Origin of the sequence: Streptomyces longhuiensis (assembly GCF_020616555.1) — a bacterium.
Lineage (GTDB): Bacteria > Actinomycetota > Actinomycetes > Streptomycetales > Streptomycetaceae > Streptomyces > Streptomyces longhuiensis.
Genome location: NZ_CP085173.1, coordinates 9,649,174 through 9,663,768, shown reverse-complemented (window position 1 = coordinate 9,663,768; position 14,595 = coordinate 9,649,174). Strand labels below are relative to the sequence as shown.

General features: G+C 66.5%; 11 protein-coding genes and 4 pseudogenes. 6 read left to right on the top strand and 9 right to left on the bottom strand.

All coding sequences use genetic code 11. From position 1 onward, the window contains the following. Positions 1–113: 113 nt before the first annotated feature. From LGI35_RS44115 to LGI35_RS44095, 5 genes and pseudogenes are all read right to left on the bottom strand, one after another. Positions 114–929, bottom strand: a complete 816-nt coding sequence (locus LGI35_RS44115; protein ID WP_227300035.1) for a sulfite exporter TauE/SafE family protein — start codon at positions 927–929, stop codon at positions 114–116. A gap of 1,371 nt (positions 930–2,300) precedes the next feature. Further along, a complete protein-coding gene (locus LGI35_RS44110; protein ID WP_341483512.1) occupies positions 2,301–2,837 on the bottom strand; it encodes an SMI1/KNR4 family protein in 537 nt (178 codons plus the stop codon). A gap of 135 nt (positions 2,838–2,972) precedes the next feature. Beyond that, a pseudogene (locus LGI35_RS44105) lies at positions 2,973–3,813 on the bottom strand (IS5 family transposase). A gap of 95 nt (positions 3,814–3,908) precedes the next feature. Further along, positions 3,909–4,241 (bottom strand): hypothetical protein, encoded by a 333-nt coding sequence (locus LGI35_RS44100; RefSeq protein ID WP_227300034.1) that lies wholly within the window; start codon positions 4,239–4,241, stop codon positions 3,909–3,911. A 1,005-nt stretch (positions 4,242–5,246) separates the two neighbouring features. Beyond that, positions 5,247–5,786 carry a YrhB domain-containing protein gene (locus LGI35_RS44095; RefSeq protein ID WP_227300033.1) on the bottom strand — a complete coding sequence of 180 codons (540 nt, stop codon included), beginning with the start codon at positions 5,784–5,786 and terminating at the stop codon, positions 5,247–5,249. 431 nt (positions 5,787–6,217) lie between these two features. On the opposite strand from LGI35_RS44095, the pseudogene LGI35_RS44090 reads away from it, so the two are divergent. Continuing rightward, positions 6,218–7,138 (top strand): annotated as a pseudogene (locus tag LGI35_RS44090) (IS5 family transposase). A 3-nt stretch (positions 7,139–7,141) separates the two neighbouring features. On the opposite strand, the gene LGI35_RS44085 reads toward LGI35_RS44090, so the two are convergent. Then, positions 7,142–7,792 carry a hypothetical protein gene (locus tag LGI35_RS44085; RefSeq protein ID WP_227300032.1) on the bottom strand — a complete coding sequence of 217 codons (651 nt, stop codon included), beginning with the start codon at positions 7,790–7,792 and terminating at the stop codon, positions 7,142–7,144. A 151-nt stretch (positions 7,793–7,943) separates the two neighbouring features. Here LGI35_RS44085 and LGI35_RS44080 point away from each other — a divergent pair. Beyond that, positions 7,944–8,116 (top strand): annotated as a pseudogene (locus LGI35_RS44080) (IS110 family transposase); the annotation flags it as partial. A gap of 28 nt (positions 8,117–8,144) precedes the next feature. On the opposite strand, the pseudogene LGI35_RS44075 reads toward LGI35_RS44080, so the two are convergent. Together LGI35_RS44075 and LGI35_RS44070 are read right to left on the bottom strand one after the other, a co-directional pair. Next, a pseudogene (locus tag LGI35_RS44075) lies at positions 8,145–8,990 on the bottom strand (IS5 family transposase). Between the two features lie 36 nt (positions 8,991–9,026). Then, positions 9,027–9,761: a YwqG family protein gene (locus LGI35_RS44070; protein ID WP_227300031.1), complete on the bottom strand. Its 735-nt coding sequence runs from the start codon at positions 9,759–9,761 to the stop codon at positions 9,027–9,029. A 299-nt stretch (positions 9,762–10,060) separates the two neighbouring features. On the opposite strand from LGI35_RS44070, the gene LGI35_RS44065 reads away from it, so the two are divergent. From LGI35_RS44065 to LGI35_RS44050, 4 genes are all read left to right on the top strand, one after another. Further along, the gene (locus LGI35_RS44065; RefSeq protein ID WP_227300030.1) at positions 10,061–10,288 is read left to right on the top strand and encodes a hypothetical protein; all 228 of its coding nucleotides are present in this window, start codon (positions 10,061–10,063) and stop codon (positions 10,286–10,288) included. A 457-nt stretch (positions 10,289–10,745) separates the two neighbouring features. Then, positions 10,746–12,083, top strand: a complete 1,338-nt coding sequence (locus tag LGI35_RS44060) for an FG-GAP and VCBS repeat-containing protein (protein ID WP_227300029.1) — start codon at positions 10,746–10,748, stop codon at positions 12,081–12,083. A 485-nt stretch (positions 12,084–12,568) separates the two neighbouring features. Further along, positions 12,569–12,808, top strand: a complete 240-nt coding sequence (locus LGI35_RS44055) for a hypothetical protein (RefSeq protein WP_227300028.1) — start codon at positions 12,569–12,571, stop codon at positions 12,806–12,808. A 172-nt stretch (positions 12,809–12,980) separates the two neighbouring features. After that, positions 12,981–13,196 (top strand): hypothetical protein, encoded by a 216-nt coding sequence (locus LGI35_RS44050; protein ID WP_227300027.1) that lies wholly within the window; start codon positions 12,981–12,983, stop codon positions 13,194–13,196. A 555-nt stretch (positions 13,197–13,751) separates the two neighbouring features. On the opposite strand, the gene LGI35_RS44045 is transcribed toward LGI35_RS44050, so the two are convergent. Then, positions 13,752–14,318: a hypothetical protein gene (locus tag LGI35_RS44045; protein ID WP_227300026.1), complete on the bottom strand. Its 567-nt coding sequence runs from the start codon at positions 14,316–14,318 to the stop codon at positions 13,752–13,754. Positions 14,319–14,595: the final 277 nt, after the last annotated feature.

The window sequence follows — 14,595 nt, the reverse complement described above, 5'->3', positions numbered from 1 at the left end:
ATCACTGATGGCCAGGACACCGTTACCTCCACGGCGACAGTAGGCGAGCGCTCCCTTCGTTTCTCCATACTTTCCGTTTCAGCTGGGCGGCTTCTTCATCAAGGAGACAGGCTCTAGTCGTGGCGGGCGAGCTTGATCGCGGAGATCAGCAGGATGCCGGTCAGCGCGGGGATGAGAACCATCTCGGAGAACACCCCGACCAGCAGGCCGCCCAGCAGGGCACCTGCGATCGAACCTCCGGCCATGACCACGGTGAAGGGGAGATTGGCGCGCAGCACCGCGAAGCTTCCGTCGCGGCTGTAGCGGGCGAAGGCCACCAGCATGGTCGGCAACGACACGAGCAGGGACAGGCTCCCGGCCGTCTTGATGTCGACCGCGAACAGCAACACGATCGTTGGGATCAGCAGCTCGCCCCCGGCCACGCCCATGATTGCGGCGACTACTCCGATGCCGAAGCCTGCCAGGACCCCGCTGGGCACCTGGACCCACAGCGGCAACAAGAGGGCTCCCAGGGCCGTGGTGTGGGTGACCATCAAGGCTGCGGCCATGAACATCATCAATGCGGCCAGCACCTTGTACAGGGTGGAGCTGCGCATCCGGACTGCCCACGTGGCCCCGGCCCATGCGCCCAGCAGGCTTCCCGCGAGCAGGTTGGCGGCGATGGTCCAGTGCGAGGCCAGCTCGGATGCCGAGACTGCTGCCAGGCGGGCAGGGAGCGCGGCCAGGACCACGACCAGGCTCATGGCCTTGTTCAGGATCACCGCTGACAGGGCGGCGCACCCGAACAGGCTGATCAGGAGCGGCAGCCGGAACTCCGCGCCGCCCAAACCGATCATCCCGCCGAGGATCCCGACAGCGCCGCCCGCTACGAACGCCAAGGGCATCGAGCGTGATGAACGTGCAAGAGCAAGATCCTGGTCTATGGCCATGGCGGGCATCCTCCCTAGCAGAGGGCCGTGATCGCTACGGCACAGGCCAGCCTTCAGGCGAAGGTCCGGAAGACCTGTTCACCGTTCGTCGGCTCCTCTGAAGCATCCCGCCGGCCTCCCCAACCGCAACCCGGGATTTGAATCAGCGGTCTCATCCTTAACAGGTCGATGATGGGTGTCTGATCACCTTCGCCAACCGCCGGTACGGCCCCGGTAGTCGGTCGTCGGGGATCGACGCTGACCGCCGCTGTTTGTGGCTGTTGGTGTCAGCCGGTGATGTCAGACATCAGTGGTCGGTTTGACGTTCCCCCGACCAGGAGAAGCGCTCCCGCGTGAGTTTCCGCCCGCGAACCCAAGCAGGTAGGCAAGCACCATGAGCCCAAAGATCGCTACCTCCTGAGCGAACCGATGCCCGTCGAGAAGCGGCCACACAGTGACCCTGCCGGAAATAAAGATCATCATCGTGATCCAGAGGCCATACAGCCTGCGCCCACCCGGTTTCTCAGTCATCGCTGCCCCCTCAAGAACCGGCACTGTAGCGCGAGGCCGGTAGTCGTCCACCCGTCTCCGCTCCTCAACCCACCACTCTCCCCAGCTCCCATCCCGTCCGCCGTCGACCCACACACCCTGGAGCGGGCGTGGTTCAGGGCGTCAAGGTGGAGCGCGCCACTGTACGAACGACCTTGACGCCCTGGGCCGCGGCTGCTCGGCATTGCCTGGGTCGATGGTTGACGGGATGGGAGCCCCGCACGCGCGCCACGATGGACCCGCAGTCGCGTACGGCGCCCCCTCCATCCCAGAGTCAGAGCGCCCCCGCCGGAGGCATTGTCTTGTCCCTAGGCCGGTTCGACGGGTGATCGCCGATTGGCCTCGGCCCTATCCATGTGTGGGCGGGCGTCGGCGCAGCCGGGGCGGAGCGGGCCGAAGGCAGGAGCGGCAGCCCCAGCGGAGCCGGGAAGCCCGCCCGGCGAAGGCAGCCGGGTGCTTGATGAAGTAGAGAAAGTTCCACCGCACCACCGGTTCGCAGACCGCCGTCAGACATCTCGCAGGCCTCGCAGTCGATCTAGGGCTGCCGGTGCCGCCCGCCTCCCGAACCTGGTGGGCGCGGACGGTTTCAGACCGCCGACATCTGCCTTGTCAGTTCTGCCTGGTGAGGTCGTCGACGGCGCGATTCGGCGGCCTGGACGTCCCCGCCGGTCACCTCGGGATGCTGCTGTCCGCTGTCGTTGATGTCACCTGTGGATGTCAGGAGCGGTTCCGCGCGTACCTGACACCTGGGGTGAGGCCGCCGCCATGAGCGCACGACGAACAGCGCGCCGGCCATGGACCTGTTCTAGGGCCTGTCTCTTTGAGTGCAGATGTCGCTGTCCGTCAGTCGAACATGTCCGCGTAGGGGTCTGGTTCGCCAGTCATCGGATCCAGGCCCGCGTGGAACCGGCGTTCCTGCTCCTCGTGGTGGACGAAGGTGCCCACTCGTCCCCACAACGAGAGGTCGCTGAGGGGACACTCGTCGAATTCAGCAGACATGAGTCGCCGGAGGAACTCGGCCATACCGCAGTCGATCAACGCCCAGCGAGGATCGTCATGCCTCCTCCAGACGATCACAGGCCATTGGTCCGGGTTCGGGCCAGCCATTAGCCAGCCCAGTTCGTTCGCGTTGCATCCACTGCCCCAGGGCAGGACGCGGTCAGCCCCCAGTTCAACCCCCGGTGCCCCGCCCTCCGTGGCCCACAGCTCGCGGAATCCCACAGCGTGACCGGCGATCGATGCGCCCCAGCCGTTCCCGGTGGGCAGGGGCGGGAGGACGATCAGGTCGTCGATGCAGCCACCACCGTAGATAGCCATGAAGTCGCGATAGTCGGTGGGAAGCGAAGCGCCCAAGTGGGCTTCAGCGGCGGCCCAATCCACCTGCTCGTCCGCACCCCAATCGCTGGGCAGAATCTGCTGCAAAGCCTCTACGTCGGTTCGCCCCGCCACCTGTCCTCCTGCTGTCTCGCGCTGGTGCACGATATCCGGGCGTACCAGAAATTGGTCCAGCGGTTGTCAGCACCGTGCCCAGATGAGGATGGAGGCAAGGTGGAGTGCGGCCTGGTAGGCAATGGCGAGTTTGTCGGTACGCATGGCGAGCCCGCGCCACTGCTTGAGCCGGTTGATGCATCGCTCGACCGCGTTGCGCTGCTTGTACGCCTCGGTGTTGAAGGCCGGCGGGCGGCCGCCAGCGCGGCCTCGCCGCAGCCGGTGGCCAACCTGGTCGGAGGGCTGAGGGATGACGGCGCGGATCCCACGCTGGCGGAGATGATTCCGGATCGCGCGGGATGAATACGCGCGGTCAGCCAGGACAGCATTGGGCCGAGTCCGTGGCCTTCCCGGCCCGCCTCGCGGGACACGGATGCCTGCCATGATGGCCCCGAAGGCCGGTGCGTCGCCCGCTTGCCCGGGGGTGATGACGAGGGCCAGCGGCCGTGCACGGCTATCGCTGACAAGGTGCACCTTCGTGCTCAGGCCACCGCGAGAGCGTCCGAGCCCGTGGTCGTCGGGTTCTGCTCGGCCCGGAACCCCCTTTTCCTGGCTCCAGCGGCGTGCTGGAGTCCACCGACACGGTCCAGCCAATGTCATCACCGCCATCGGCCGCCGCCAGGATCGCGGTGAGGATCCGTTCCCAAGTTCCGTCTACGGCCCATCTGATCAACCGTTTATGAGCAGTCTGGAACGAGCCGAGCTCGTCCGGCAGGTCCCGCCAGGGCGAGCACGTGCGGTACTTCCACGCGATGGCCTCCAGGGTGCGGCGATGGTCGGCCCATCACCTCCCGCGGACCGGATCGGCCGGCATCAGCGGCTCGATCCGGTCCCACATCACATCAGTGATCACTAGCCGGAGAGACACATGCGATCAACTGACCGGCCGATCAAAGAGACACGCTCTAGTCCACTCGCCTCGATGGCGCTCCGGAGCGAGGCCTCACTCTGCGGTGATCGCCGCTAGCCGTCGGCGCGCTTCCGGGTGGCGATCACGGTGGCGGCCGTGCCCGACGTTCCGTAGAGCGTGTACAGCAGGCCCTGGCCCAGGAGGTCGCCGCGCTTCACCTCCTGGGCGTACTTGAGCTGGTCGTACGTGGCCGTGCCGGTCGAATCGCCGCCGCGGACGCTGTAGTCGAGCGCGCAGGTGTCGCCCTGACGCATGGGGCCGGGGTGGTCCTCGCCGTCCTCGCCCAGCTGGAGCCCCGGGCAGTCCGGGACACCGTGGGCCGCCCCGGCCCTCAGCAGGGTGATCACCCCCCACGCCAGCGGGACCAGGAAAAATGCGATGAACACTCCGCGTAACCTCATTGCGGCACCTTAGTGCCGCGACGGGATGGGTTGATGGCCACGGCACAGGTATTGCCGTCAAGCCTCCGCGCCCTTAGGAGAGTTGAAACCCCGAGGGGCACCTACTGTCAGTGCGGTGCGTCAGATTGGTTCAGCGGTCGCAGGGCCTTCCCGGAAACGGAGACGGCCCCCTGGGCCGCGTCGGCTCGGCTCTGCCTGGGTCGATGGCAGATGGGATGGGAGCTCCCGCACACGCCACCAATCGGCCGGCACTCGCGAACCGCGCCCCCGCCATCCTGGAGCCTGAGCGTCGCCGCCGGAACTCGGCGGTGATCACAGGGGGCGGTCGTTCGGGATCGGAGGGTAGGGCGTGCTGGCCCTGGCCTCGCGTCACGCGGGAGTACCGCTTCAGGAGCGAGGTGGGGCGATCGCACGCGTGACCTCCCTGCCTTGAGCGGGGTCGACGGCAAGTGCCTCTGCGTACCCCGGCTCCCCGTGAGTCCCCGCCCGTTCTGGCGCGGTTGTGGCACGGGGACGTTGGCGGCCTGCCTCGCCCGGGGGTCTACCGTCCCCGTGCCCTGACCCACCTGGCGACAACTATGGCGAGACCTGCGATGGCAACGACCGTGACGGCTGCGGGGATCATGGCTCCCGGGCCCATTGTTCCAAACATTTTCGCCTCCTTAGCTGCCTGTGGCAGTAGCCCGCGATGCACGATCGTGTTTCGCGTGGAGATGAACATGGCAGAACAGTCCTGCTCGAGGAACCCGAAACGGAAAGTCTTGAGCACCATCTGAGCTTGGCTTTCGCCTCGTCCGCGATGACTACGGAATTGGAGCGGTGGCTTCGTCCTCATCAGGTCGATCGCGGGGGTCCGTCGACATCGACCAACGGCCGCTGCGCCTTGGGCGATCGTCCACTGCGGTTCGGCGCCGACCGCTGCTATTCGCGCTTGTTGGTGTCAGCCGCCGCACGTGGTCTTGACAAGGGTGCCCCGCCTTTGCCGAACCGCTACCAAGCCGGGCCCGCCAGCGTCGTGATGGGCAATGGAGGACACTTCTCCGGCTTCCGAGTGAGGCTGACCAGTTCCTCCGGAGGTTCGTTTCCGTCCCAGACGGCCATCACATAGGCCTTCGCCTGCTGTGGTCCCAACAGGGGGGCCTGCTTCCGTAGGTGGCGTATCGCGGCCATCGTCCCGTCGGAGTGCACGAGTGCCCGGACAGCCGTGATCAGCGGATCGGGCGGTCGCACCCCCCTGACCTGCTGGAGATAGAGCTCCTCCCAGCCCTCGCCAACGTATGTGGTGACAGGAATATGGTGGATGCTCCCATCCTGGCGGTCCACCAGATAGGGCCCGCTGCCCACCAACATCTTCTCGCTATCGCGGCTGCGGATGTACTCAACCGACTGCCAGGTGACCAGCCACCCGAGCGCGTGCTCCTTCACGTCGAGGACAGCGAGCTCGGGCAGCCGTGCCATCCATGGCGACTCCTGCCGCTCTCTCGTAAGCAGGGCCTCGACCAGTTCCACGGCGCGTTCCTTGGTGACCACGCCCTTCATCTTTCACCACGGCGCAACCGGTTTTCGATCCCCAACCGGACCAGTCGCACATGCCTGGACCGAGTCAAGATTGGCGCCGATTCCGCAGCGGCCTTTGCGGTGGTGGGTGGGCGTCGAGATGACTCCGAACCCCCTTCGGCACGGCGATGCCTATTGAAAGACTGGTAGCGCCTGGCGCTCTCTGGCCACCACGAACCCGCGAAACATCGGCACGCGCGACTCGTTGTTCCTCGTGACGCGAGCCCGCCGCACGGTGACCTCCCCTTCGCCTCCGCGAGCCATGAGCTCTGGGCGAGACCGAGGGCCGCACGCTGGGCTCGTGCCGCGAGCGGCTTGTGAGATGGCGAACCGGTGAGTCCTGGCATTAGGCACTGTCCTGGCGATCAAGTGACTGGTGACTTTGTTGGATCGTTGTCCCGCTTGTGAGGCAGGGAGATCTGACGGACAACCAGTGGGAGCGGTTGCAGCCACTGCTGCCGGTGAGCACCGGGAGGTGCGGACGGTGGCGAGATCATCGGCAAGTCATCAACGGAATTCTGTACCGGGTGCGCACCGGTGTGCAGTGGCGTGATCTGCCGGAGCGGTTCGGACCATGGAAAACGGTGTACGAGCAGCACCGGTTGTGGTCGGCGGACGGCACATGGGAGTGGGTGCTCCAGCAGGTGCAGACGGCAGCCGGCCAGATCGACTGGCAGGTGTCGGTGGACTCGACGGCAATCCGGGCTCACCAGTCGGCGGCCGGTGCCCGTCACGCTCCCCCTCCCGCACTCGGAGGCCCACCAAAGGGGGCATCGGGTGCAGAACACCAGCACGAACGTCTGTGGCGAGGCCTGCTGGTAGGTGTGGTGCAGAAGACGAGGGACTCGGCCGCTCCCGCGGTGGCTTTACCTCAAAGATCCACCTGAGCGCGGACGGTCACTGTCGGCCGTTGTCGTTGGTAGTCACGGCCGGGCAGCAAGCGGACACTACCCAGTTCATTCCGGTGTTGGAGAAGATCCGGGTGCCCCGGCCGGGACCGGGGCGGCCGCGCAAAAAGGCCGGACAGCTTCGCGGCGGACAAGGCCTACAGCAACCGTCCCTGCCGCGACTACCTGCGAAGGCGCGGCATCGCGCACACCATCCCGGAGAAGTCAGACTCCCGGGCCGCCCCCTCACGTCGCGGTAGAGGCGGCGGCCGATCGCCAGGCTTTCACCTGGCGCGATACAAGAAGCGCAACACGGTGGAACGCGCGATCAACAAGCTCAAGCAGTCCCGGGCAGTGGCAACCAGGTACGACAAGCGCAGTTACGTCTTCCTCGGCACTGTCACAGCTGCCACACTCGTCATCTGGCTCAGGTCGTGATTGCTAGTAACCGGTTGTACGGAGCCAGCGCAGCATAGTGACGACCTCTTCGCCGAAGTCCTCGCACAGCACGCGCAACTCGCGTCCGGTGGCGGAGTCGAGGAGCCGTCCATCGGGGAGGGACAGGAGGGCGTTGTGACAGGCTGACTCGATGACGGAGCTCCGGGCGGCGAGATAGCCCTGGCCGCTGACCTGGTCCGCCAGGTCGACAAGGTACTGCCGGTGGGATTGCTCCCATGGGTGCGAGCGGAACGAGCCCTCGACGAGACCGTCGAGATAGTTCGCCAGGCTGGACGCGGTTTCGAGTACTCGCTCGACCTCGACTGTGCGGGGGCTGTCGAGCAATGCGCCGAAAGTCAACAGGCTGTCGATGATCTCCAACTGGACCAGCTCAATCGTGTCCGGGTCCACTTCGGAAGCGAACAGCTGGGCTGTGCACAGCTCGGCGACGACTTGCCGGTACGCCTGATCCGACTCTGGACTGGGAGCCTCTGCCATCAAGCGAAAAAGCGACTCCAGCATGGATGGGTCGATACCCCACGCTTTGTCCAGTCCAAACGTCAGCAAGGGCGCACGCCACGGCCACAGGGCTACTGCAGCGATCTGACGCTGCTGGTCGAACGTCAGGCTCGCCAACCGCTCGTTCTGTCGCACGCCCTTGTCAGCCCCTTCGCCCGCTTTCCCGCTTCGCCCTCGGACAGTGTAGGAGCCTGACAGGCTGCGTGATCGCCAGGACAGGTCCAAGAGCGTCGCGCGGCCCGCATGTACTCGCCACCAGCCCGAACGACGGGCGAAGGGAGCCCACATGTGCGTGTTCTGCGGAATCGACTGGGCCGAACAACATCACGACGCCGCCCTGGTGGACACGAACGGAACGCTGATCGCCAAGGCACGCGCATCACCGATGATGCTGCCGGCTACCAGCAGCTGCTTGATCTGCTCGCCGAACATGGCGACACAGATTCCGATCCGATACCCCATAGCCATCTAGGCGGCTTCGTTTGGATCATCTGGCAGACCAGATGAAGATCCCCGCGACGTGCAGTCCGGCCAGGTAGATGGCCGCTGTCTTCTCATAGCGGGTGGCGATCCCGCGCCACTGTCTCAAGCGGTTGATGCAGCGTTCGACTGTGTTGCGCTGCTTGTACGCCTCGCGGTCGAAGGCAGGTGGTCTGCCACCCCGGCTGCCGCGTCGCAGACGGTGGCCGGCGTTGATCGGCCGGCACGGGGATGACCGCTCGGATGCCGCGCCGCCTGAGGTGTTCACGGATGGCCCGTGAGGAATACGCCTTGTCGGCGAGGACTGCTTCTGGCCGAGTCCGGGGCCGTCCCCGCCTTCGGGGAACGCGGAGGCGTGCCATCACCTCAGCGAAGGCGGGCGCGTCACCGGCCTGTCCGGCTGTGAGGTAGAAGGCCAAGGGCCGGCAGTTGCCGTCGGCCGCAAGGTGGATCTTCGTGGTCAGGCCGCCGCGGGATCGGCCCATGGCGTGGTCGTCAGGCTCGCCGGCCGGGGCCCCTTTTTGCGGGCTCCAGCCGCGTGCTGACGGGCTCGCACGATCGTGGAGTCCACCGAGACGACCCAGTTCAGCTCCTCGTCGGCGTCCGCTTGGTCCAGAAGAGCGGTGAACACCCGCTCCCAGGTGCCGTCGGCGGACCACATCCGCAGCCGGTTGTAGACGCCTCGCCAGTTGCCGTACTTCTCCGGCAGCTGCACCCACTGTGCCCCGGTCTGGAACTTCCAGCTGATGGCGTCGATCACCTCTCGGTGATCCCGCCACCGGCCGCCCCGCTTCGGTGTCCGGTCCGGAAGCAACGGCTCGATTCGCGCCCACTGCGCGTCAGTCAACGACACGCATCAACCAACGATCAGATGATCAGAAGGAAGTGCTTAGTTGGAGTCACAGATGAACCGGCCTTCAAGGTGATCGGGGCTGAGGAAGAGGAAGCCGCTTCCATAGCCGAAGTTGAGGAAGAACGGGTCCTCCCTCGCCTCACCTCGGTCCGCGAACTGGCAGAGGAACAGCCAGGGGGGCTCGATACCGAAGGCATGATCGTTGGGATAGATGGCCGCACCGCCCATGAAGTCCTTGGGCGGTTCCTCCTCGGGGAATTCGACCTCTGGTCCCTCACCTCGTAGGTAACGGGAGCGGGCCGCGGCCTGGTTTGCTGCCTCCTCGAGTTCCGGTGGCATCGGAGTCAGGTCCGTCAGCCATTCAACGGGAACCTCCGTCTCGTCCGGACCCCACCGCCACAGGGTTCGCCCCCGAGTGCCGGGAGCCCCGATCGAAGCGAAGGACGGTATGCGTCCACCCGGCTGGACCAGAACGACGGCCTCGCCGTCCTCCGGAGTGTCGCCGCCCATGACCATGCCCTCCTCGTGGAGAAACAGGTAGGCGAGGCGCACCTCGTCGCCCGGCACCCGGAACTGGCCGATGAATACAAGGGGCACGCCCAAGTGCGGATGCACCGGCCAGGCAGGGCCATCCAGCCAGACCGGCTGCCCACCAAACTTCGACACCGGTTCCGTAACCGGCTCACGCGCCGCTCGGAACGACATCCGCAGCCGCGGCAAGAAGGCTGCATCGTAGGGGCCTGCGGCGTGGCCCGTTGGCTCGGGGATCATGTCTCCGACGCTACGGCACCTCATCGACGGGACTCAGCTTGGGCGGTCTCCCTTGATCATGCCTAACATGCAAGATCCGAAAGAGACGGCCTAGCCCCCCGGCCTCCTTGTCGCGGTCCTGCGCACGGGCATACGGCAGGTGTTCGCTTTCACCGACCTGACCCAGTCGAAGCGGCTCAAGGCGCTCACGAAGGCTCCTGACCGTTGTTCAGATGACAGGCCTCACCTCGGGATCGAGCCTCTAGGGTCACGGGCTGACCAGAACATTCATATGGCTTCTCGCGTGCACCGGGTTCGGTGTGACCCTTTGGCTGCTGACCAGCGCACCCGACATCAGCTCGGGCTACCCCCTCTCCAAGTGCCACTCCGTCCTCGGCACCGAATGGACCTCCAATTACGGGTCGATGGAGAAGGGAGCGGAGACGACGTGCGCCTCGCTCCAGACACGACGCCTGGGGTGGGCTGTGTTGGTGTCGGTGCCGACGGTGGTGCTGACGACCGCGGGAATGCGAAAGCGGGGCGCCTGAGCCTGTTTGGGTTCCTGTCGACTCTGCCCAACGGCTTCACCGATACCAATAATCGGCATCGTCACCTCCGGCGCCCCAAGGTAGGCAGGCCGCCGGCAACTGCATCCTTACTGGCCGAGGGGGGCCGTTTGTCCTGCCGCCGCCGCGAAGCTGTGCGCCGAGGCGTTGAAGCTGTCTGGAGCTGCGCCGTCCCTCACGACCTCGACCAGATCCCCTGATCACAAGCCACCGGCAGCAGCTGGCCCATGCCCGCCCCTCCTCCCCCATCCGCCCAGGCCGCGCGCGAAGCCGCCGCCCATCAGCTGCGCGACCTGCATAAGAAGGCAGTTCCTGGGCCAGGTCGCCGCCGTAGGTACCCGTGGGCCGGAACGGGGCGGCAGGGCCGCTGTGCATCGCGCCCGTAACAAAATGATCCGCTTCCTTGTGCGGGCCGTGTCCACGCCCGTGAAGTGGGCTGATGCACTTTCCGACAGCAGGCGGTCCGTTCTTCCGTCACCTGCGCATGTGGCACGCCGTGCCGGTCTCCCTCGCGGTGGTGGCGGTGGCGTCCCTCGTCCTCCTCCCGTCCGACGGCGCGCGCTCGGTGCCCAACAGCCCCTGCCGACCGGCCGATTCGGCGCGCGGGGACACGCCCGCGACCCCCGACCTCGACGGGGACGGCTTCGTCGATCTGGTGCACGAGATCTCCGACACGGAGAACTTCGACGTGATCGTCGTGCCCGGCTCCGCGCACGGTCCGGACCACGACCGCACGACCGTCCTCACCCGCGACGACCTCGGTGTGCCGGACGACATCCAGACGGCCGACGACCCGTGGCAGCCCACGGTTACCGACCTGGATGAGGACGGCCACGCCGACCTCATCGTCAGCGGCGCCGCCCAGGTCCTGTGGGGAGGCCCCAAGGGCCCCCAGGCCGGCGGACCGAACGGGCGCGTCCCGCTGCCGGGCAGCGGATACAGCACCGCACCGATCGCCGGCGACTTCGACGGGGACGGCCACACCGACCTCGCGGTCTTCCGGTTCTCGAACGAGGATCAGGAACTGGTCGTCCTCAAGGGACCGTTCAAGCGCTCCGGCGCTCCCGCACAGACCGTGGAGATCCCCAGCCCGGTCCACGAGGGCGCGTCACCCGTGCTGGTCGCCGGGGATGCGAACGATGACCGCGCCACCGATCTCGCGCTCTACGACTCCCCGTGGGATCCGCCCCTGCTGTTCACGGGCGGCGCCCGTACCGCCGGTGGCTTGAGCAAGGAGCCCGAGCGGCTGCCGGAGGGCGAGAATGTCGTCTTCGGTGACTTCGACGGCGACGGGCGGCAGGACGTCGCCATCGGCCGGAGCTTCGTCGACAGCTACGACGAGGTCGACACACCCCATCGGCGCGGCCAGATCAGCGTCCGCTACGGGAAGGCGCCGGAGAATTGGGTCGCCATGGATGGTGGTGACTTCAAGGAGGGCTTCGGCACCAGGCTCGCCGCTGGAGACTTCAACGGCGATGGCTGCGACGACCTGGCCGTGCAGCTCACCAAGAAGAAGGAGGCGGGGGACGCGCGGATCGAGGTGCTGCGGGGCGACTCCGAGCACGGGCTCGGGTCCAAGCCCTGGCGCGCCACCAAGCGCTCCGTGCCGGGTGACGACGGCCCCGTCGACGGCACGGCCTTCGCCGTCCACGACTGGGACGGCGACGGCCGCACAGAGCTGGCCCTTCTCGGCGGGGACACATGGTGGATCACCGACGGCACGGACCGCGACAAGGCATCCTTCCCGGTCACACCCAGCAAGGACCAAGGTCCGTAGGCACATGCTCGTTGTCCTGGGCCCCGTAACGAGTGGTCGCGGGCGCCCCGTAGGCCGCGCCCCGGCCCATCAGCGATTCTCACCAGGGCCGACTGTGTCGAACACGCGAGGAAGCCGTCCCACAACAGCTCGGCAACCACGGCAGCCGCACGGCCGGCCTCCACCGCATCCGCTTCCACGACCTCAGGCACTCGCCTGCGCCGCCGCCTCAGCCGCCTCCGCCTTGCCCCCAGCGGACGGACAGCAGCCAGCCGTCCCCTACCACGGACCGCATTCCCCGGGGGCCTGCCCCCAACGACCTTCTGAGCTGGCGGCACTCGCTCATCAGCGGACCTGCCTCAGCATCTCGGACAGTGCGCGGCGGATAGGGCACTCTCGCCAGTTGGCCGCGCGGCGCCGCATTCCATTCGGACGACGGCACAATGCCCCGCGGCACCGTCCTCGACTAACGCCCCGGCGAATCGGCTCCCCTCACACGCCGACCCGTGGCTCCCACCCTGACCGGCATCGGCCTCAAGGCGTACGACGGAGCGCGGCCCGCCGTCCTGGAGCAGGCGGACCACGTGCTGCTCGCCCGGCTCGGGGCTGATGCTGCCGACGAAGACAGCCCACTGCAAAACCTGCTGGCGATGATCGACCTTGCCAGGCGATTCGCGGTCGACGGCAACCTCGAGGTGGCAGCAACGGCCCTCGGATACTGCGAGACGTTCGCCTCGCAGCTGTAATCGCTGCCGGTTGCACCAGCCCGCTGCCCAGCCACTGTCAGTTGCACCACCCCGTTACCCCTGGTGCTGCACGCGCTCGTGGCCATCTCGCGCAGACGTTTTGGACAGTACGGATCTCGTCTGGCAAGGTCGCCTGTCCGATCCCCGATGACACCGAAAGGCGGTGCGGAACATGACCGAGGTGAGCACGCGCAGCGTCCGGGACGCCGCTGTCGCCACGCACCTGCGCAGGACGACCACCCTCGACGTGCCCGAGGAGTTCGAGACGTGGTCCGTGGCGGACCTGGCGGACTGGCTCCACGACACGGAGGACGACCCTCAGGTGTCCGACGAGGACTTCTACCAGGCCCGCAAGGCCGTACAGATGCTGGGGGTCGAGGACGTCTGACCCCGGTGGACATGTCCGCGTGGTCTCGCGTGGACATGCAGCATTCACATGCTCCAGTCGGCACCCGGATCCTGCTCGTGCAGCAAGGCCGGCCTAACCTGTGCGATGAGCGGTTCGTCATGGGATACGCGTCGGCACCAGTTGCTGACCGGCTGGCACAGGAACGGCAGAAGCCCACACGCCTCGTGCTTGTACTCGGTCACTGACTCAACGCGGGACCTTGATGGAGAAACTGGCGGGCCGTCCTTGCCGGGCTGTGACCTCGGATGCCCTCTCCTTCATGTCATCGCGACTGGTGTCGCAGATCAAGGACAGGGCGTGGTTCAAGAACTCAACTCCCTCCAGAACGTCAGGGATGCGGAGAACGTCGTCGTGGCTGCCCACGTTTCCGCTGCACTTGACGGCCAGTCCGATCCACTTGACGGCCAGGAGCCGGACGTCGTTGGCGAGGACGTGCTGCGGCCGGGCGGGCGGGTCCTCGTCGCGGGATACCGCCCGCCGCGGGGACCCGCCATGCGGCCTTCAGTGATGTCTTCGGGAGGTCGCCATCCCGGGCTATCCGCGGGGGGTGATGCCCCCGGAACCGACGCTGATATCGCTCGCGCCGGATCCGACGTTGTTGCCACCGGTGCCGGCAGTGATGGTGTTGCCTGCACCCGCGCCGCCGGTGATGCTCACATGACTGGGGCCGACCGGGTTGGATTGTGCGGGGACCCTGTGTACGGAGACTTGTGTCGAACCGGTCCGTACCGACATCTGCCGCGGCATGGCCGGCGTGGTGACGCGCAGCGGTGTCTTCGGCAGGATGACGTGGACGCGGTTGTTGTCGACGTTGAACCGGTGGGCTCGGCGGAACTCGATGTGCTTGACGTGCTTGACGAAGTGGTGCCGGAAGAAGAAGTCGTCGTGCCGGCGAACGTCACACCGCACGATCTTGCGGATGACGATGACTCGGCCATGATCCTTCTTCACGACGATGACGACCGTCCGGTGGCCGAAGCGGCAGAATTGGTGATCCCGCTCGACCACCACGATCACCCGGTGCTCCTTGGGGGCCTGGGTGGCGGCGGCCGGACCGGCCAGGGCAACACCGGCGGTGCCGGCAATGGCGCTCGCCACCACGACGGCGGCACCACGACGAAGGATGGGGGCGCTCATGATTGCGGCCCTCCTATTTCAATATCGCTGTAGAGGGTGAGCCGAAATAGCCGCGCGTCCACCTCAGCCGTCTCGCTACCGAGAGGATTTTTGTCCCACCGCGGCCTTGTGCGGATTGTTCGGCTACTCACCCCACCACGCACAGGACTTGGACTTGGACTTGGACCGAAGCCCGTCATGGGTGTGTCTATGGATATACGCCGCTGCCACGAAATAAGTTCATGATTCATCTGAAGGAGAA

Bases quoted from the DNA above. Each gene is read 5' to 3' on its own strand.
- LGI35_RS44115 (WP_227300035.1), bottom strand. From the start codon at position 929: ATGGCCATAGACCAGGATCTTGCTCTTGCACGTTCATCACGCTCGATG.
- LGI35_RS44070 (WP_227300031.1), bottom strand. From the start codon at position 9,761: ATGATCCCCGAGCCAACGGGCCACGCCGCAGGCCCCTACGATGCAGCC.
- LGI35_RS44060 (WP_227300029.1), top strand. From the start codon at position 10,746: ATGCACTTTCCGACAGCAGGCGGTCCGTTCTTCCGTCACCTGCGCATG.
- LGI35_RS44050 (WP_227300027.1), top strand. From the start codon at position 12,981: ATGACCGAGGTGAGCACGCGCAGCGTCCGGGACGCCGCTGTCGCCACG.